The sequence below is a fragment of the Streptomyces sp. NPDC059524 genome, assembly GCF_042749255.1.
GTDB classification, from domain to species: domain Bacteria; phylum Actinomycetota; class Actinomycetes; order Streptomycetales; family Streptomycetaceae; genus Streptomyces; species Streptomyces xanthii.
In genome coordinates this window covers 23444-42582 of sequence record NZ_JBHYTK010000041.1, presented here as the reverse complement: position 1 = coordinate 42582, position 19139 = coordinate 23444, and the positions used below count along the sequence as shown (strand labels likewise).

Genomic DNA, 19139 nt, shown 5'->3' with positions numbered 1-19139 from the left:
CCCGTGTCACCGTTCCTTCCGCTGCTCGAGGACCTCGGCGAGGCCGGGCGCCTCCCGGTCACGGCGGGACATCGACGTGGCGGGCAGCGGCCAGGGGATCGCGAGTTCGGGGTCGTCGAAGGCGATCGTCACGTCCTCGGACGGATCGTGCGGACGGTCGATCCGGTACGAGGTGTCGGCGCTCTCGCTGAGCGCCTGGAAGCCGTGCGCGCAGCCCGCCGGGATGTACAGCGTCGTCTGTGTCTCGCCGGACAGTTCGAAGAACGCCCGGCCCAGGAAGGTCGGGGAGTCCTCGCGCAGGTCGACGACCACGTCGAAGATCCGCCCCGACGAGCACCGCACCAGCTTGGCCTCGCCGGCGCCCGAACGCAGGTGCATCCCGCGCAGCACGCCCCGCACCGAACGGGACACGCTGTCCTGGACGAAGGCGTGCGGGTCGAGGCCCACCGAGCGGATCACGTCCGCGTCGAAGGTGCGGCAGAAGAAGCCGCGCTCGTCGGCGTAGGGGGTGGACTCGAAGAGGAACGCGCCGGAGATCTCCGGGACTTCGGTCGCTTTCATGGAACCTCTCGCAATGTGGGGGTGGTGGTGCCGGTGGGTGAGGGCAGCAGCGCGGTCAGGGCGTCGAACTGGTCGCGCAGGTCCCGGGCGGCCGCCTCGCCCCGCTCGGCGATGGTGCGCCGCACGTCCGCCGCGTTCCTCTCCAGCTCCCGGAACTGTTCGAGCAGCCGGTCCGCGTCGACCGCGCGCGCCGGATGGCAGTACGCGCCGAGGCCCATCCGGTCCATGAGCGCCTCGCTCTTGGCCGCGTAGCTGACGGCGAGGACGGGTGTTCCGGTCTTCAGGGCGCAGATCAGGTTGTGGTAGCGGACCGCGACCACCGTGTCGGCGGCCGTCATCTCGTCCATCAGGTCGGCGAGGGAGGCCGGTTCGGCGGCCGTGACCAGTGACGAGTCCACCGCGTCGAGGATCGCGGCGACCACCGACGCGTCGCAGGTGTCGCCGGTCAGCAGCCGCACCGGCCGGCCCTCGTCGACCAGCGCGCGCACGAAGCGGATCGTGCCGTCGAGATAGCGCCGGTGGATCTCGCCGGCCCGCGCGCGGTCGTCGTCCCCGCCGTGGAAGTCCATGACGCCGAGGCAGACCGGCCCCGGCAGATCCGAGGGCGGTTTCGGCTCCGGGGCGGGCAGGGCGAACGCGAGGTCCGGGTAGACCCGGTCCCGCGCGGTGTCCACGCCCATCGCCCGCAGCGCGTCCCGGGACCGCTCGTCCCGGTACGAGCGGTAGGCGGCGAGCCGTGCCGACCAGCGCACGAGGGTCCGCGTCGACGGATTGCCGATCGGGGCGGCGCCCACGCTGACGAAGGCGACCTTCGTGCCGAGCAGCCGCCCGCTCGCGCTCAGCAGGAACAGCGCGTACGGGAATCCCCACGGCCGCAGCGGCAGAGTGGCCTCCAGGACGCCCATGCCCGGCACGATCACCACGTCGTGCCGGCGCACCCAGGCGGCGGTGCGGAACGCGTCGACGAGCTTGCCGAGTCCCTTCCCCACGATCGCCCCGGCGCGGGACGCCGTCCGGTACTCCCCGCGGTACCAGTGCAGCCGCGTCGCGGGGATCCCGAAGCGGGCCGTGACCGCCTCGGGCCCCCCGCACAGCGCGTCCACGACCGCGCCCGGATGCTCCGCGCGCAGATGTCCGAGCAGGGCCTCCAGGGACCCGTCGTTGCCGAGGTTGCCGGAGCCGAGCAGGCCGAACACCCCGACGCGCACCGGCGTCACGCCCGCCCCCCGGCCCGGCCCTCGCGCCCGGCGACCAGCTCGTCGACGGAGACGGTGAGCAGGTCGGGGTCGACCGGCGCGCGGTCCTCGACCCGCTCACCGGCACCCGGCCTGGCCCGGCTGCTCATCCAGTCGGCGAGATGGCCGTAGCAGGCCCGCCGGTCGGCCGGGGACAGCGGCGCCCGCCGGATCGCCGCGACGAACCCCCACAGGTACTCGGCGAGCAGCCGCGGCGTCGGATGCAGCGGCCCGGCCCGGCGCGGGTCCAGATTGACGCAGCGGGCCCGCTTGCCGGGGTTGGCCCGCTCGGCGCGGTGGGGATGGTCGCGGCGGAAGTACAGCAGCTCCGGCACCTGGTGGAAGCGCCCGTGCAGGGTGATCTCGGCGACGAACGTGCGGTCCGCGTGGTGGTAGCTGTCCAGCGGCTTCACCCGGCGCAGCACGTCGGCCCGGATCACCCCGTAGAAGTCGTCGCCGCCCGGCTCGAACAGCAGACTGCGGAAACGGTCCGGGGCGCTCGGCGAGCCGGTGTCGAGCGTGTACGCGTACGGCACCTTGACCCGGCCGTCGGCGTCGACGACGGCCTGGTCGGTGTGCGCGAGGATCACGTCGGGCCGCTCGTCCAGCGCGTCCACACACCGCCGCAGCAGGTCCCGCCCGTACAGGTCGTCGTGCGAGGCCCACTTGAACAGTTCGCCGCGGCACTCGGCGAACACCCGGTTGTGGTTGGGGGTCGCCCCGACGTTGCGGGGCAGCCGGAGGTAGCGGATGCGGGAGTCCTGCGCCGCGTACTTGCGGCAGATCTCCTGGGTGGCGTCGGTCGAGGCGTTGTCGGAGACGACCAGTTCGAAGTCCTCGTAGGTCTGGCCGAGCAGCGCGTCGAACGACTCGGCGAGGTACTCCTCGCCGTTGTACACGGGCAGGCCGATGCTCAGCCTGGGGTGGGGGGTCATGACGTCCTCGCTTCATGGATCTCGTGGTTCCGGTGGTGCTCGCGCAGGGCGGACCGCAGGTGCAGCCACCACACGGCCGAGCCGCTCAGCGTCGCGGCGGCGACGCCCCAGGCCGAGCCGACCGTGCCGCCGGCGGCCGCGCCGCCGAGCCCGCCGGTGACGTAACAGAGGGAGGCGAACAGCTGGCAGCGCAGGCTGCGCCGGGCCGCGCCGAGCGCGCGCAGTCCGGCCGCCGCGCCCGTGCCGAGGCCCGCGCCGGCGACGGCGAGGGTCACCGGCACGACGAGCGGGGAGGCCGACTCCCACACGTGGCCGAGGACCAGTTCGCCGAGCCGGTCCGGCATCAGCAGCAGCGCCCCGCCCCACAGGAGGGCGGCGCCGGCCTGCCCGCCGCCCAGCAGGAGGCAGAACCGGCCGAGCCGGTGCGGGGCACCGCGCAGCACCCGCGCCGCCTCGGGGACCGTGACGAGGGACAGGCCCATCAGCACGGCGAGGAACGGGCCGAGCAGCAGTTCGGCGCCGCGCACCGCGCCGACCGCGCCGACGCCGACGATCACGCCGAGCCCGTAGGCGCGCAGCTGGCTCGCGCCGCTGAGGCTCACGTTCTCGACGAGGTAGCGGTAGCCGAGGTCGCGCTGCTCGCGCAGCCAGGCGCGGGCCCGGCCGGGCCGGGGCCGGATGCCGGACTGGACGACGCCGTACGCGGCGGCCACCGCGGCGGAGGCGCCCCAGGCCACCACGAACGCGCCCACGCCGCCCACACGGTCGGCGACGACCATGGCCGGGACGAGCGCGGCGCCCCACACCAGGTCGTTGACGAACGCCTTGCGGCCCGCTCCCGCGGCGAAGAACGAGAACCGCCAGGCGTCCTGGAGCAGCAGCCCCGGCATGACGACACCGAGGCAGGCGAAGGCGGTCCCCACCCGGCCGCCGAGCGCGAGCCCGACGGCCAGGCAGGCCGCGCCGATGATGACCCCGACGCCGAGCGCCGTGCCGGTGGACCGGGCGACGGCCCCGCGCCAGGCCGCCTGAGGCACCGCGCTGAACCGCACCACGAGCGGGTCGGTGGCCAGGCCCCGGGAGACGTTCAGGACCACGCCGTACGTCACCCAGGCCAGGCTGAACACGCCGAACGCGGTGACGCCCAGCGAGCGGGCCACGTACACGCCCACCACGAAGTTGGACAGGCTGGAGGCCGCCTGGTCGGCGAGCCCCCAGGACAGCCGGCCGACGAGGGCCCGCCGCGCGGACCCGGCCCGCGGCGTCGCCCGCACCTCCTCGGCCTCCTTCTCGGCGGTCACCGGCGTCACGCCTTGAGCAGGCCGGCCGCGGCGAGCGCGTCGGCCGCGTCCGCGACGGTGGCGAAGGGCAGCCCGGACCGCTCGGCGACGTCGAGCAGATCGTGCTCGCCGTCGGAGAGGTTGAGCACCCAGAGCATCGCCATCTGGGCCTCCTTGGTGTCGCTGCGCCCGCCCAGCGCGTCGTACAGCCCGCGCCGTCCCAACTGCGGCTCGCCGTACGGGCTGAGATTGAGGTAGCGCCGGTTGCGGTCCAGGACGGCGAACGCCTCGCGGCACACGGCGAGGGTGTCCGCCATCGCCGCCGGGGACACGAAGTCCAGGTCGTCCGCCGAGGTGTGGTACTCGGGATAGCCCGCGTACGGGGTGCGGGTGAGCGAGCCGACCCCGAGGTCGAAGCCGGGCGAGCAGTACTGCCGCTCGTCGTAGCCGTACGGGGTGAACTCCCTGATCTCGTGCGGCCGTTCCGAGGCGGTCAGCACGTGCCGCAGCACCCGGTCGATCTCCGCGTCGCCGCGCCGGCTCCGCTTGTACGTGAGGTTCCCCGGGTCGCCCGCGCACGCGAGCACGAGCCCGTGCCTCACCCGCCCCACCCGCTCCCGGTTGCGGGCCAGCCAGGTGATCGCCCCGATCGTGCCGGGCGCGTACACGAACCGGTACGTGTAGTAGGGCTCGCGCTCGGCCAACTCCCGCGCCAGGAACGTCGCGACGGCGATCCCGGCCAGGTTGTCGTTGGCCAGCGACGGGTGGCAGACGTGGCAGGAGACGAGCACCTCGTCGGGGACCCGACCGGGGACCACGTGCTCGGCGTAGCTGAGATGCCCGTCCGCGAGCGTGGAGTCGATCACCACCTCGTACTCGCCGTCCGGGAGCGTGTCCAGGGTCTCCTGGGCCAGACAGAACCCCCACTCCGGCTTGTAGTAACTCGTCCGGTACGGCACCCACGTCGGGTGCTCCGGCAGGGTGTGCAGGTGCTGCTTCAGCTCGGCCAGCGGCATCCGCGCGGACACCGGCACGCTGTACCCGAGCACGTGCAGACTCGACGCGGCGAAGTCGACGACCCGTGCGCCGGTGGCGTCCGCGACGTACGCGTCACGGATGTTCCACTCCTGCGGCACCGTCCAGTCGAGCACCTGCGTCCCGGTCGGCACCTCGTGCCGGGTGAGCGGGACGTGCTCGCCGACGATGTCCAGGGTGGCGCGCACCCCGTCGCCCGTGATGCTCCGGCACAGCGGGTACATCCGCTCCACCAGCGCGTGCATCTCCTCGCCGACAGAGGTCATCCGCGCCGCCGCAGGGTGTCGTCGACGGTGCCGGCCTCGGACGCCGCGCGGAGCACGGCGAGCCGGGTGAAGCGCTCCTTGAACGCGGCCATGGTCAGCCCGTGCGTCCGGTAGGCGTCGGCCAGTTCGAGCGCGCCCCGCTTCACCGTCCACTCGCAGTCGAAGCCGGGCAGCGCGCCGCGGATCCGGGAGAAGTCCACCCGGTACGAGCGCGGGTCGGCACCGCTCTCGCCGGTGATCCGCACCTTCGCCCCGTCGACCGCCTCGGCGACCTGAGCGGCGATCTCGGCGACCGTCACGTTGTTGACCTCGCTGCCGACGTTGAACGCCCGGTCGTGCACCGCCTCGCGCGGCGCGTCCAGCGCGGCCGCGAAGGCGCGGGCGATGTCGGCGGCGTGCACCAGCGGCCGCCACGGCGTGCCGTCGGACAGGACGAGCACCTCCCCGGTCAGCAGGGCGTGGCCGACCAGGTTGTTGAGCACGATGTCGGCGCGCAGCCTGGGGGAGAACCCGAACGCGGTGGCGTTGCGCATGTAGACCGGTGTGAAGTCGGCGTCGGCCAGCGCGTGCAGGTCGTCCTCCACCCGCACCTTGGACTCCGCGTACGGGGTCACCGGACGCAGCGGCGCCTCCTCGGCGACCAGCTCGTCGCCCCCGGCGGCGCCGTAGACGGAGCAGGTCGACGCGTACAGGAAGCGCCGCACGCCCGCGTCGCGGGCCAGGCGGGCGAGCCGGACCGACGCGTGGTGGTTGATGTCGTAGGTGAGTTCGGGGGCCAGCGAGCCCAGCGGGTCGTTGGAGAGCGCGGCGAGGTGGATCACGGCGTCCACCCCGGCCACGTGCTCGGCCGTGACGTCGCGCAGGTCCACGCGGTGCCCGCGCGGGTCGGCCGGCGCCGGGCCGAGCACGCAGTCGGCGAACAGGCCGGAGTCGAGGCCGACGACCTCGTGTCCGGCGGCGGCGAGGACCGGGGCCATCACGGTGCCCAGATAGCCCTGGTGTCCGGTCAGCAGTACGCGCAAGGTGGTTCAACCCCCCAGGTTGAGAGTGAGTTTGGTGACGGCGAAGGCCTCGGCGTAGCGCGCGTGGCATTCGATGCCGCGGATCCGGGCCAGGCCCAGGAAGGCCTCCCGGTCGTACCAGGGACGGTGCCGCTGCGAGGGGTAGTGCTCCTGGAGCAGCCGGACCTTGTCCTCGGCCGTCTCCGGTGACAGCGGCTGGTACGCGGCCATGCGGCCGAGATCGCCGTCCCACTTGACGATCTCGTAGCCGAGGACCAGGTGGTCGCGGAAGGCGGTGGGGACCAGCCGGGCCAGGCCCCGGTGGTCCTGGTGCGCGTCGTCCGTGCGCGGGGCGAGGACCAGGTCCGGGTCGCCCTGCGCGCGCAGCTCCTCGACGGCGCGCTTCGCCTCGTCCCAGTGCACGGGCAGCCGGCCGTCCGGCAGCTTGTGCACGGTCAGCCGCAGGTCGGCGCCCGGGCAGAACGCGGCGAGCGCGGCCTCCTCCTCCTGCTCGCGCTCGGTGCCGCCGCCGGTGAGCACCAGTGCGTCGACCCGCAGGCCGGGGTGCGCCCGGCACAGCGTGAGGAGGGTGCCGCCGGCGCCGATCGCGAGGTCGTCGCAGTGCGCGCCGACCGCGACGATCCGCTCCAGGCGTCCGGCGCCCAGCCCGATCACGCGCCCACCCCCGCGCCGTCCCGCTCCCACACGGCCCACGGGCGCTCGCCGCGGGTGTAGGCGGCGTCGAGCGCGGCCCGCTCCTTCACGGTGTCGGTCGGCTTCCAGAACCCGCGGTGCCGGTGCGCCAGCAGACGCCCCTGCTTGGCGAGCTGGGCGCAGCCGTCGGCGACCAGGTCCCCGTTCTCCGGTATGTGGTCGAAGACCTCCTGGCGGAGCACGAAGTAGCCGCCGTTCTCCCACAGCGGCATGTCGCTGACCGCGGTGATCCCGCCGACCAGGCCGTCCTCGCCGAGGTCCACGCAGTGGAACGAGGACTGCGGCGGCACGACCATCATCGACGCGCCCGCGTCGCGCCGCTCGAAGTTCTCGATCATCCGCGGCAGCGGGGCGTCGGTGAGCACGTCCGCGTAGTTGGCGAGGAACATCTCGTCGCCGTCCAGGTGGTGGCGCACCCGGCGCAGCCGCTCGCCGATCGGCGACTCGATGCCGGTCTGCGCGAACGTGATCGTCCAGTCGGCTATGTCCGTGGAGAGCAGCTCGGTCTTCCCGCCGCGCAGCACGAAGTCGTTGGACGTCGTCTCCTCGTAGTTGAGGAAGAACTCCTTGATGTGATGGGCGCCGTAGCCGAGGCACAGGATGAACTCCTTGTGCCCGAAGTGCGCGTAGTAGCGCATGACGTGCCAGATCAGCGGGCGCGGCCCGACCATCGCCATCGGCTTGGGCACGTCGTCGCCCGCGCCGTCGCGCATCCGCATCCCGTAACCGCCGCAGAACAGAACGACCTTCATGCTGTGACCCCTCCGGGCGCGACCTCGACGATGCTCAGTTCCGGGACGGGGAAGACCAGGCGGCCTCCCCACTCGTGGACGTAGGACAGCTGCTCGACCAGTTCGTCCCGCAGGTTCCAGGGCAGGACCAGGACGTAGTCCGGCCTGTCCGCGGCGATCCGCTCGGGCGGCAGGATCGGGATGCGGGCGCCGGGGGTGAACCGGCCGTGCTTGTACGGGTTCCGGTCGACCGTGTACGGCAGCAGGTCGGGGCGGATCCCGCAGTGGTTGAGCAGGGTGTTGCCCTTGCCGGGGGCGCCGTAGCCGACGACCGTCTCGCCGCGTTCGGCGGCCCCGATCAGGAACTTCAGGAGGTCCCGGCGGACCTTGGCGACCCGGGCGGCGAACTCCGCGTACCCGGACAGCTCCTGGAGCCCGGCGGCCTTCTCCCGGGCCAGCACGTCCGCGACCCGCTCGGACGGCTCGCCCGCCGCCCCTTCCGGGCGGGCCCACAGCCGGATCGACCCGCCGTGCGTCGGCAGCAGCTCCACGTCCACGAGCGTCAGACCGCCGCTGGCGAGCGCCCTGATCGCGGACGCCACCGTGTAGTACTGGAAGTGCTCGTGGTAGATCGTGTCGTACTGGTTCTCCTCGATCAGCGTCAGCAGGTGCTGCACCTCGATCGACACCCAGCCGTCGTCCGCGACCAGCGCCCGCAGGCCCCGCGTGAAGCCGACCACGTCGGGGATGTGCGCGTACACGTTGTTCGCCACGACGAGGTCCGCCGGGCCGTGCTCCGCCCGGACCCCCGCGCCCACCTCGGGGCTGAGGAACTCCGTGAGCGTCGGCACGCCCGCCTCGCGCGCGGCGGCGCCCACGTTCACCGACGGCTCGATGCCCAGGCAGCGCACCCCCCGCTCCACCATGTGCTTCAGCAGATAGCCGTCGTTGCTCGCGACCTCCACCACGAACGAGGCGTGGCCCAGACCGAGCCGCTCGGCGGCGCCGGTCACGAAGGTGCGGGCGTGCTCCACCCAGGACGTGGAGAAGGAGGAGAAGTAGGCGTACTCCTTGAACGTCTCCTCCGGCGTGATCAGCGGCGGGATCTGCGCCAGCCAGCACTCCGAGCACACCCTCAGGTGCAACGGGTACGCCGGTTCGGCGCGGTCCAGTTCGTGCGCGGCGAGAAAGCTCTCGCACGGTGGCGTCGCGCCGAGGTCGACGACGCTCGCCATCGCCTCCGAGCCGCAGAGTCGGCATCGTGTCATCTACTGCCCCCCAGTTGTTCCGACCGTCCCGCGATCGCGGTCCGGTACTCCTCCAGCAGGCGCTCCAGGCCGACGGCGGGGCTGAAGCCCTGCTCGTAACGGCTCCGGGCCGCCCGGCCCAGCTCCCGGCCCAGATCGGGCCGGCCCGCGATCCGGCGGATCCGGGACGCCAGCGAGGCGGCGTCGCCCGGGCGGTGCAGCAGCCCGGTCACCCCGTCCTCGACCAGCTCGACGAAGGCGCCGTGCCCGGCGGCGACGACCGGGACCCCGGCCGCCATCGCCTCCACGACCACGAGGCCGAACGCCTCCAGCCACGTCGACGGCGCCACCACGGCCACCGCCCGCGCGACCGCCTTGCGGCTCTCCGCCGGATCCAGCAGACCCGCGTAGCGCACGTCGTCGCGGTCCGCCGCCCACGCGGCGACCTCGCGCTCCAGCGGCCCGGTGCCCGCGATCACGAGCGGCACGCCCACCCCGCCGTCCGCCGCCAGCTCGTCCCAGGCGGTCATCAGCAGCCGCACGCCCTTGGCCTCGGCGAGCCGCCCGAGATACAGCAGGTGCTCGCCCGCGGACGTCTCCGCGCGGCGGACCTCCGGCTCCGGCACGAAGTTGTGCTTCACCGCGATCAGTTCCGCCGGCATCCCGGCCCCCACGAGGACCTCGCGCTGCGCCTGCGAGATGCACAGGAAGCGGGTGGCGCCCGACCACCACCGGCGCCGGTTCGCCGACAGGCTGACCGCCAGAGGGACCGTCGCCAGACGGGAGCCGCGGTAGCAGCCGTGCCGCACGGCGGGCAGCGGACTCCCGCCGACGCACTCGGTGCAGGGCCGGCCGTCGCGCTGCAGCGTGCCCGGCGGGCAGACCTGCGTGTAGTTGTGCAGCGTGGCGACGCCGGGCACGCCCGCGTCCGCGCACGCGGCGAGCACCGCGGGGGACAGCAGCGGGAACACGTTGTGGACGTGCACCACGTCGGGCCGCTCCGCGCGCAGCCGCGCCGCCAGCTCCCTGCGGACCGCCGGGTTCCACGGCACGAGCAGCGGCACCGCGACCTTCCCGAGAAGGGAACGCCCCCCGATGTCGTCACTGCGCCGCTCGAACAGGTCGACCCGGTGGCCGGCCGAGCGCAGCAGCTCCACCTCCCGGTCGACGACGTTGTTCTCCCCGCTCGGCTGCGCCGAGCCGTAGCGGTTGTGCACCACCAGGACACGCATGATCAGGACACCTCCGAACGGCGGGGCGCGCGGCGTGCTGTGCGGCGCCGGGGGACGTCGGGCGACGGCACCGGCGCGGCCTGTGCGGGCACCGCCAGCAGGGAGGCGGCGACGGCCAGGTGCAGCAGGTACGGCGAGGCGTCGCCGAGGCCCGCCTCGGTGTACGAGGCGATCCCGCAGTAGCTGATGAGGAAGATCGCGCAGGCCCGCTGGAGCGACGGCGGCCGCAGCAGCGCGACGCCGCCGAGCACGAGGACGACGGCCGCGACGAGGGTCACCCCGATCAGGCCCTGCTCGTTGTAGACCGCCAGCCAGCTGTTGTCGATCGGCAGCCCGCCGAACGACTTGTCGCCGAGGCCCATCCCGAACACCTGCTCCGAGGTGGTCCGGGGCGCGGCGAGCAGCGCGTCCCAGACCTTGGCCCGGCCCGTCAGGCTGGAGAAGTTCTCCTCGGTCTGGCCGCGCAGGAACCAGGACTGGAGCGCGGAGGCGAAGGCGACGGCGCCGACCGTCGCGCACACCACCGCCCAGCCGAAGAACCGGCGGGCCGCCGCGCTCGTCAGGAAGAGCGAGCCGATCGCCAGCACGAGCCCGATGATCAGGCCGAGCGTCGCCGTGCGGGTGTGGGTCAGCGCGAGCAGCACGAGGGACGGCACGATGACGACGACCGCGCTCGCCCGGTCCGTCCTGCGGCCCAGCACCAGCAGCACCGTCAGCCCGATGATGACCGCCGCGTACTGGCCGATCTGCGGCGGGGTGAGCGGCCACAGCGCGCCGACCAGCCGGCCCCCGTACAGGTCCGGCAGGGCGGCCCCCGGTGAGACGGCGAGGCCGGCCGCGACCGAGCCGAGGACGAAGAAGTACATCCGGATGTGGTGCCGTACGAACGTCAGACCGCCGTCCCACCAGCGGCTCAGCAGCCACAGCGTGCTGACGAACAGCGCGAGGCGGGCGCAGCGGAACAGCGCGCCGAGGCCGGCCTCCAGGTTCACGCTCGCGATGACGCTCGCCACGACCAGCAGCGAGAGCAGCAGCACGTAGGCGCTGGGCCGCACGCGCAGCCGCAGGTTGACCGTGAGCGCCAGCGCGAACGCGCCGACCAGCGCCCCCATCGTGACGACCTGGATGACCGAGCGGGGCAGCGGGACGATCGTCTTCGCCCCGGCGGAGCCCAGCGTGTTGAGGACGAGGAGTCCCCACACGACCCCGACGGTGCGGGGCGCGCGTGTCGCGGCGGCGCCGTCCATCTCAGTCACCGTCCCGTACGCGCAGTGTGCTGCCCGCGTCCTGCCGGTACGGCCCCGCCTGCCACTCCTTGAAGTCGAGCGTCCGGCTCGGGTCGTGGGCGACGAAGCTCCACGGGCCGCGGTAGTCGTTGTCGTACCAGCGGTTGTGCTGCTTGCCGGTGATCGCCTCGGCGACCTTCTCGCCCTTGTACGGCGACCAGTCGGGATAGGTGCCGTAGTTGGCGAGGACGGCCATGCGGCCGCACTCCGCCTTGCACTTGACGACGTCCGGGTCGAGCAAGAAGCGGTTGTCGTGGATGTCGACCCGCTGGGTCTTCCACCGGCAGTCGGAGTACAGCGGGTCCTTCGCGATCGCGGGCCGCGCACAGCTCGAGGTCTTCGGCACCAGCAGGGTGCAGTCGCCGGACGAGGTGTTGGCCGGGCTGTTGCAGAACCGGTCCGCGTTCTCCCACAGGGTGATCCCGGACCAGTTGTCCTCCAGCACGTTCCCGTAGATCTCGATCTTGTCCGTGCGGGCCGGGACCCGGGGCTCGCCGCCCGACTCGGACAGATAGACCGTCGCGAACGGGAAGCTGTCGCCGTCGTCGGCCCGCTCGCGGCCCTCGACCCAGTTGTTGCGCCGGATCGTGTTGTTCCGGACGACCGCGTTGTAGCTCGTCTCGTAGATCAGCGCGGCGCCGTCGTTCGCCTCCAGGACGTTGTCCTCGATGCGGAAGTCGTTGTTGTTCGTGTCCGCCCACAGGCCGGTGCCCCGGTTGTCGTGCACCCAGTTGCCGCGCACGTCGGCGCCGTCCACGGCCCAGAACTTGACGCCGCCGGTGCAGCCGCAGCCCTCCCGCTTCTTCTCCCAGTCGCCCGTGTTGTTGCCGACGATCTCGTTGCCCTCGACGACCAGGCCCTTGATCCGGCCCTTCGACTTGTAGGCGTTCATGCCGTACTGGCCGTTGTCCCGCAGGCAGTTGGAGCGGACCTGCTGGCGGGCCCCGGCCATGAGACCGGCGCCGGTGTTCCGCTGGATCGTGGAGTGCTCGATCACCCACCCGTCGCCCGAGTCGTGGTTGACCACGCCCTCGTCCGGCGGCGCGACGAAGCCCTGCACGGTGAGATGGCTGATCGTCACGTCGGCGGCGGTGCCGCCGAACGCGTACTGGTTCTTCTTCCCGCCGTCGAGCACCGCGCCGGGCGCCCCCACGAAGCGGTCCCCCTTCTTCGGGATGACCTGCGCGAACCGGTCCGGGTCCAGCCGGTGCGTGCCGGGCCGCAGCCAGAACGTCGTGTTCGGCGGGCTCTTCTTCGTCTTCGCCGCCAGATCGCCGACCACCTTCGGGTCGACGGTGACCGCGCCCTCGGGAGCCTTCCCGGGCCCGTCCGCCGGGGCGGCGCACACCCGGGCCACGGTCGTGGCCGCAGTCCCCGAGGTGGTGGGCGCGCCACCCGGCTTCGCCGACGCGTCCGGCGAGCTCGTGCACCCGGCGGTGGCCGGCAGGACCAGCGCCAGCGCTGCCGCCGCCCCCGCCCAGTGCCTCCTCTTGATCGCCACGCGCCCCCCTAGCCGCGGAATCCGAGCACGGTGGTGAAACCCTCCGTGCCGTCGGTGGATCCGGTGCCGACGAGCGTCGTCGCGGGCTCCTTGCGCCCGAACCCGGCGGAGTACCAGCCGAGCGGCGGCGTGCTCTCGCCGCGGTGCGCCCGCCAGGACAGCCGCCCCGGCAGGTCGAGCACGGCGCGGCGGTCCTCGCCGTCGCGCGTCCAGGTGAGCACGGCGCGGTTCCCCTCCAGTTCGGCGGTGATCGCGGGGCCGAGGTGGAACGCGAGGCGCACGTCCCGGCGCGGGCCGCCGCACACCTCGTCGACGATCGTCAACTCCTGTGATTCCTCGTCCAGTTCGACGCTGCGCCGGTGCACGGACCCCTCGTAGCCCTCGTGCTCCGCGCACCAGCGGGACGCTGTCGCGCGCAGGACGCGGCTCGTCGCGTGCCGGGTCCACAGGAACGGGCCGCCGGACACCGACTGGTCGGCGCCGTCCAGCTCCAGCGTGTTGTGGCCGAGCGTCGAGCGGAAGTAGCTCCGCCACTCGGGCTGACCGTGGTAGCAGTACGTCCCCGGGTCGGCGAGCACGTCGACGCCCTGGTGGCGGACCTCCACCGACAGCGCGTCCGCGTGGGCGTGCGCGGCGATGGACAGGAAGCCGTGCGGCCCCCCGTCGCACCGGCACCAGATCCCGTCCGCGCCGCGCAGCACGGTGAGGCCCGCGTCAGAGAAGTGCGCCGGACGGCGGTCGGGGCGGGCCACGGCGGGCGCGCCCGGCCGCAGCAGCGCGGTGAGCAGCGGGGTGCGCACGTCGGTGCCGGTCACCTCGGGCCACCAGCCGAGGCGGCCGAACACGGTGGCGCCGGTGGTGAGCAGCGAGCCCCAGCGGCCGGTGCCCGCGCCGTCCAGGACCAGACCGTGCCCGTCGTCCGCGTCGCCCTGGCGCGGGGGCCGCAGCCGCTCGTCCACGACGGCCGCGAGCGCGTCCGTCATCCGCAGCAGCACGAGCCGCGTCGTCGCGGGGACCGCCGCGCCCGCGGCGTCCGCCTCGGCCACCGCCGCGAGGCCGAGTTCGAGGACCAGACCGTGGTACTCGGTGGCCAGCTCCCTGTTGAGCCCCGAGCCGAACGTGTTGGCCCGCAGCTGCCGGTCGAGCAGACGCAGCGCGTCGGTGCGCCACCGCACCGACTCCGGGAACCAGTCGAAGGCGCAGGCCGCGGCGGACTGCCCGGCGGCCTCCGCGATCACGTGGTTGTTCGCCGACGAGCCGCGGCTCGGGAACGACGCCAGCCAGTGCTGGTGGTGCCAGATCTGGTGCAGGGCCACCGGGTTGTGCTCGAACAGCGCGGGCGCGCCCGCCCAGCCGTCGAGCAGCCGGCGCACCCACACCCATGACAGGAGCCGGATGCCCAGCTCGATGCCGCTGACCCAGTGCACCCCGCGCAGCGGCGCGTTGCCCGCCCACCACGACCGCAGGTGCTCCGCGACGCGCTCGGCGTACCGCTCGTCGCCCGTCAGCGCGTACGCGGCGGCCAGCACCGTCAGGTACTGGTGCCGGGACGGCTCCCAGATCTGCTTGATGTCACCGACCGCGTCCTCGTCCCGGTACGGCACGTCGAACGCGTAGCCCGCGGGAGCCCGGCGCCCGGTCTTCGGGTCGTACCACCAGTCCGGGTCCGCCAGATCGTCGCGGACCACGCCGAAGAACTCGGCGTGCCCGTCCATCAGCCGGTCCGCCTCGGCGACGAGCCGCTTCACGGCGTCCGGCGCCACGTCGGCGAGCGCCCCGGCGGGCAGCACGGCGGTGAACCGGGCGCCGGACACGGCCGGGGCCTCGGGCGGCGCCGACCGCCACCGCCGACGGCGCACGGCGTCGCCGGCCCGGCCCGCGACCTCCCGCGGGTCCATCCGGGACAGCCGCCGCAGGTACCAGCCCGCGCTCATCGTCATGGCTGCCTCGCCAGCGTCACCGGGGCGCCCGCGGCCAGGCCCGTGCGCACCGCGAGGGTGGCCGCCGTCGTGGCGACGAGGGACTCCAGCGGCACCGGCATCGGCCCGCCGGAGCGCACGGCCCGGACGAACGCGGCCAGTTCGGCCTCCTGCCCCTTGTCCCGCGCCTTCGGCAGCCGCGAACTGACCCACCGCTTGCGCCCGGCTGTGCTTGTCCCGAAATACACCGAGGCCCGCACGAAGTCGTCGAGCCGCAGCACCTTGCCGTCCGCGACCAGGTCGAGGGTCTCCTTGGGGAAGCCCGGGGCGCCCGTCGTGACGTAGCTGATCGTGGCGGTCGAGCCGTCCGGGTAGCGCAGCAGCACCTGGAGGTCCTCCTCGCCGGAGGACGCCGTCGCGTACACGAACACCGGGTCGGCGCCGAGCAGCCAGCTCGCCGTGTCGACGAAGTGCCCGCCCTCGCCCGCGAACCGGGACCCCTCCGTCCCCTGGCGCAGGTACCAGCTGCCGTGGTCGAGCCGGCCCGCGTTCACCAGATAGCGCAGGCTCGCCGGGCCCGTCCGCTCGCCGAAGCGCTGCCGGGCCTCCTGGAGCAGCGGCGCGAAGCGGCGGTTGAAGCCGACCTGGAGCCGGTCGTTGCCCGACTCCTCGACCGCCTTCAGGACATCCGCCAGCTCCTCCTCGGACAGGGCGAGGGGCTTCTCCACGAACACGGCCTTGCCCGCGAGCAGTGCCCTGCGGGTCAGCTCGGCGTGCGAGCTGTGCCGTGTCACCACGAACACCGCGTCGATGTCCTTGTCGCCGAGCACGGCGTCCAGGTCCGTCGTCGCCCGGTGGAAGCCGAACTTGTGCTGCGCGTTGGCCGCGGACAGCGCCGTCGTGGTGACGACGGTCGACAGCTCGACGCCGTCGCGGCCCGCCAGGTGCGGCAGCAGCATCGACGTCGCGTAGTTGCCCGCCCCGACGAACGCCACGCGTACGGGCGTCACGGCGGCCCGCACGGGACTGTGCTTCACGGTCACGGCGGGCACGCTCACCTCCGGCGCCTCGGCCGCGTCCGCCGGGCCGGGGTACTCGAACAGCACCGCGACGGCCTTCAGCTCGCCTTCCTTCAGGCTGCGGTACGTCTCGACGGCCTCGCCGAAGCCGGCGACGTGCGAGATGAGCGGCTCCACGTCGACGGAGCCGCGGGCCATGAGGTCGAGGAAGCACGCCAGGTTGCGGCGCTCGGTCCAGCGCACGTAGCCGATCGGGTAGTCCCGCCCCTCCAGCTCGTACTCCGGGTCGTAGCGCCCCGGCCCGTAGCTGCGCGAGAAGCGGACGTCGAGCTCCTTCTCGTAGTACGCGTTCCACGGCAGGTCGAGGCGGCACTTGCCGATGTCGACGACCCGGCCGCGGTCCCGGGCCAGGCGCGCGGCCAGCTCCACCGGCTGGTTGCTGCCGCCGCCGGCCGCCAGGTACACCTGGTCCACGCCGTGCCCGTCGGTGAGTTCGGCGACGGCCGCCGTCACGGCCGCCGACTCGGGATCGCCGCAGGCCGCCGCGCCGAGCCGCTCGGCCAGCTCGCAGCGCACCGGGTCCGGGTCGACGCCGACCACGCGGACCCCGGAGGCGGTGAGCAGCTGCACCACGAGCTGCCCGATCAGGCCGAGCCCGATGACCAGGGCCGTCTCCCCGAGCTGCGGCTCGCCCTGCCGCACGCCCTGAAGGGCGATCGAACCGACGGTGCCGAACGCGGCGTGACGCGGCGCGAGACCGTCCGGCACCCGGGAGTACAGGTTCTTCGGCACCCAGTTCAGCTCGGCGTGCAGCGCGTGCTCGTTGCCCGCGCAGGCCACCAGGTCACCGACCGCCACGTCGTCGACACCCGCGCCGACCTGCTCCACCACCCCGCACAGCGAATAGCCCAGCGGCGTGTAGGAGTCCAGCTTGCCCATCACCTTGCGGTACGTCGCGGGCACCCCGTTGGTGGCCACGCTCTGCATCACCTTGGCCACCTGGTCGGGGCGCGAGCGGGCCTTGCCCACCATCGACATGCCGGCCTCGGACACCTTCATGAGCTCCGTACCGGTCGAGATCAGCGAGAAGGCGCTGCGGACCAGCACCCCGCCCGGCTTGCACCCCGGCACCGGCACGTCGAGCAGCGCCAGCTCGCCGCTCTTGTAGTTCTGCACAACCTGCTTCACTCGAAGTCCCCTTGTTTCCAGCCCAGTTGTCGAACAGTGCCCTGCGAGGTCCCGCTAAGCGGCCATGTGTGTGTCCCGCCCCGCCCCGGTGGTCGCGCTCCGGTACCAGTGCTCCAGCGTCAGTACGTGCCACAGGTGCTTGGAGTGGTCCCGCTGCCCCGAGGCGTCCTCGGCGACCAGCCGCTGCAAGGCCTCGCGGCGCAGGAACCCGGAGCGCACCAGCTCCCCGTCGTGCACCACCTCGCGCACCAGCGGCGCCAGATCGCGGCTCATCCAGGCCCGCAGCGGCGCGCTGAACAGGCCCTTGGGCCGGTACACGATCTCCCGCGGCAGGATCGAGGTCGCCGCCTCCTTGAGCACCGCCTTGCCCTGCCGGCCCACGATCTTGCGGTCGCCGGGCACCGCGAACGCCGCCCTCACGACCTCCACGTCCACGTACGGAACCCGCACCTCGGTCGACGCGGCCATGCTGGAGCGGTCCGTGTACGCCAGGTTGAGGCCCGGCAGGAACATCCGCGCGTCGCCCAGGCACATGCGGTTCACGAAGTCGTCGAGCTCGTTGTCCCGGTACACGTCCGCGTGCTCGGTCAGCACGTCCTCGACCGTCCCGGCCAGGTCCGGATCGACCAGGTCGAGCAGCTCGCCCCGGTCGTACATCGTGTAGCTGCGCCGGAACGCGGTCTCCTCCGGCAGCTCCGCGAAGGACAGGAACCGCTTCGCGAACCGCACCGAGCGCAGGCCCCGCCGGGACGTGGCGACCGGCAGCCGGTCCACGACCGCCGACACACCGCGCCGCACCGGTCGCGGCACCCGCTGGTAGCGCAGCGCCAGCAGGTTCGCCAGATGCTTGCGGTACCCGGCGAACAGCTCGTCGGCCCCCATCCCGGACAGCATCACCTTGACCCCGGCCTCCCGGGCCGCCGAGCAGATCAGATACGTGTTGATCGCGGCCGGATCACCGATCGGCTCGTCCAGGTGGTACGTCATCCGGGGCAGCAGGTCGAGCACGTCCGGCGCGATCTCGATCTCGTGCAGATCGACCCCGAACCGGGCGGCGACCTGCCGGGCGTAGCGCAGATCGTCGGGCATGGCCTCGAACCGGGCGTCCTCCGCGCGGAACCCGATCGTGTAAGCGGAGATCCCGGGCTGATGCCGGGCCGCGAGCGCGGTCAGCCAGCTGGAGTCCAGGCCCCCGGACAGGAACGTCGCCACCGGCACGTCCGAGAGCAGATGGCGCCGCGTCGACTCCTCCACGATCGCGGCCAGATCCGGGAGTTCACCGCTGCGGGCCCGTTCCTGCCCCTCGGCGGCGACCTCCTTGAGGTGCCAGTACCGGCCGCGCTCCGTGCGCCCGTCCGGCCGCACCCGCAGCCAGCTGCCCGGCGGCAGCTTCTCCGCCTCGCGGAACGCGCACCGCGAGTCCGGCACCCAGTAGTAGAGCAGCGAGGCGACGAGCGCCCCGGGATCCACCTCCAGGGAGCCGCCGGTCGCCGCGGCGAGCGCCTTCAGCTCGGAGGCGAACACGAGACCCTCGCCGCGCCGGAGCAGGAACAGCGGCTTGATGCCCAACTGGTCGCGGGCCAGCACCAGTTCACCCGTGCGCTCGTCGAAGACGCCGAACGCGAACATGCCGCGCAGCCGGGGCAGACAGTCCGTGCCCCAGCGCCGCCACGCCTCCAGGAGCACCTCGGTGTCGGAGGTGCCGCGGAACCGCACCCCGCCCGCCGCCAGCTCGGCCCGCAGCTCCGGCGCGTTGTACAGCTCGCCGTTGTACGTGAGCACGAGGCCGTCCGAGACCATCGGCTGGGCCCCGGTCTCCGACAGGTCGATGATGGACAGCCGGCGGTGCCCGAGGTGCACCTCGCCGTCACCGGCCTGATGGCTGTACCGGCCCGCACCGTCCGGGCCGCGGTGGGCGAGCGTGTCGGTGAGCCGGTCGGTCACGAGCTTCCCGTCCGGCCACCGGTACGTCCCTGCGATGCCACACAT

At 73.3% G+C, this 19139-nt stretch carries 15 protein-coding genes; all 15 read right to left on the bottom strand.

From position 1 onward, the window contains the following. Positions 1-6: 6 nt before the first annotated feature. The 15 genes from ACFW9D_RS14620 to asnB are packed head-to-tail and all read right to left on the bottom strand — an operon-like array spanning position 7 to position 19139. Positions 7-561: a dTDP-4-dehydrorhamnose 3,5-epimerase family protein gene (locus ACFW9D_RS14620; protein ID WP_384621805.1), complete on the bottom strand. Its 555-nt coding sequence runs from the start codon at positions 559-561 to the stop codon at positions 7-9. Then, positions 558-1778: a polysaccharide pyruvyl transferase family protein gene (locus tag ACFW9D_RS14615; protein WP_384621802.1), complete on the bottom strand. Its 1221-nt coding sequence runs from the start codon at positions 1776-1778 to the stop codon at positions 558-560. The genes ACFW9D_RS14620 and ACFW9D_RS14615 overlap by 4 nt, the downstream gene beginning before the upstream one ends. Beyond that, a complete protein-coding gene (locus tag ACFW9D_RS14610; protein WP_188336193.1) occupies positions 1775-2731 on the bottom strand; it encodes a glycosyltransferase in 957 nt (318 codons plus the stop codon). The genes ACFW9D_RS14615 and ACFW9D_RS14610 overlap by 4 nt, the downstream gene beginning before the upstream one ends. Next, complete coding sequence (locus ACFW9D_RS14605; RefSeq protein WP_384621799.1) at positions 2728-4041, bottom strand: hypothetical protein; 1314 nt, start codon at positions 4039-4041, stop codon at positions 2728-2730. Before ACFW9D_RS14605 ends, ACFW9D_RS14610 begins: the two co-directional genes overlap by 4 nt. After that, on the bottom strand, positions 4038-5312 hold the full coding sequence (locus ACFW9D_RS14600) for a DUF4910 domain-containing protein (RefSeq protein WP_384621796.1): 1275 nt from the start codon (positions 5310-5312) through the stop codon (positions 4038-4040). The genes ACFW9D_RS14605 and ACFW9D_RS14600 overlap by 4 nt, the downstream gene beginning before the upstream one ends. Continuing rightward, positions 5309-6334: an NAD-dependent epimerase/dehydratase family protein gene (locus ACFW9D_RS14595; RefSeq protein WP_384621793.1), complete on the bottom strand. Its 1026-nt coding sequence runs from the start codon at positions 6332-6334 to the stop codon at positions 5309-5311. Before ACFW9D_RS14595 ends, ACFW9D_RS14600 begins: the two co-directional genes overlap by 4 nt. Positions 6335-6340: 6 nt before the next feature. Further along, positions 6341-6988 carry a PIG-L deacetylase family protein gene (locus ACFW9D_RS14590; protein ID WP_384621791.1) on the bottom strand — a complete coding sequence of 216 codons (648 nt, stop codon included), beginning with the start codon at positions 6986-6988 and terminating at the stop codon, positions 6341-6343. Next, complete coding sequence (locus tag ACFW9D_RS14585; protein ID WP_384621788.1) at positions 6985-7779, bottom strand: glucose-1-phosphate cytidylyltransferase; 795 nt, start codon at positions 7777-7779, stop codon at positions 6985-6987. The genes ACFW9D_RS14590 and ACFW9D_RS14585 overlap by 4 nt, the downstream gene beginning before the upstream one ends. Beyond that, complete coding sequence (locus ACFW9D_RS14580; RefSeq protein ID WP_384621785.1) at positions 7776-9026, bottom strand: class I SAM-dependent methyltransferase; 1251 nt, start codon at positions 9024-9026, stop codon at positions 7776-7778. Before ACFW9D_RS14580 ends, ACFW9D_RS14585 begins: the two co-directional genes overlap by 4 nt. Next, on the bottom strand, positions 9023-10237 hold the full coding sequence (locus ACFW9D_RS14575) for a glycosyltransferase (protein WP_384621782.1): 1215 nt from the start codon (positions 10235-10237) through the stop codon (positions 9023-9025). Before ACFW9D_RS14575 ends, ACFW9D_RS14580 begins: the two co-directional genes overlap by 4 nt. A 2-nt stretch (positions 10238-10239) precedes the next feature. Continuing rightward, the gene (locus tag ACFW9D_RS14570; protein ID WP_384621779.1) at positions 10240-11484 is read right to left on the bottom strand and encodes an O-antigen ligase domain-containing protein; all 1245 of its coding nucleotides are present in this window, start codon (positions 11482-11484) and stop codon (positions 10240-10242) included. Position 11485: 1 nt separating this feature from the next. Then, entirely contained in the window at positions 11486-13024 is a 1539-nt protein-coding gene (locus ACFW9D_RS14565) for a right-handed parallel beta-helix repeat-containing protein (RefSeq protein WP_384621776.1), read from the bottom strand. Positions 13025-13032: 8 nt separating this feature from the next. Further along, positions 13033-14964, bottom strand: a complete 1932-nt coding sequence (locus tag ACFW9D_RS14560; RefSeq protein WP_384621773.1) for an alginate lyase family protein — start codon at positions 14962-14964, stop codon at positions 13033-13035. Next, entirely contained in the window at positions 14961-17150 is a 2190-nt protein-coding gene (locus ACFW9D_RS14555; RefSeq protein ID WP_384621771.1) for a bi-domain-containing oxidoreductase, read from the bottom strand. Before ACFW9D_RS14555 ends, ACFW9D_RS14560 begins: the two co-directional genes overlap by 4 nt. 54 nt (positions 17151-17204) lie before the next feature. Next, positions 17205-19139, bottom strand: coding sequence for an asparagine synthase (glutamine-hydrolyzing) (gene asnB, locus ACFW9D_RS14550; RefSeq protein ID WP_384621768.1), 1935 nt, complete (start codon positions 19137-19139; stop codon positions 17205-17207).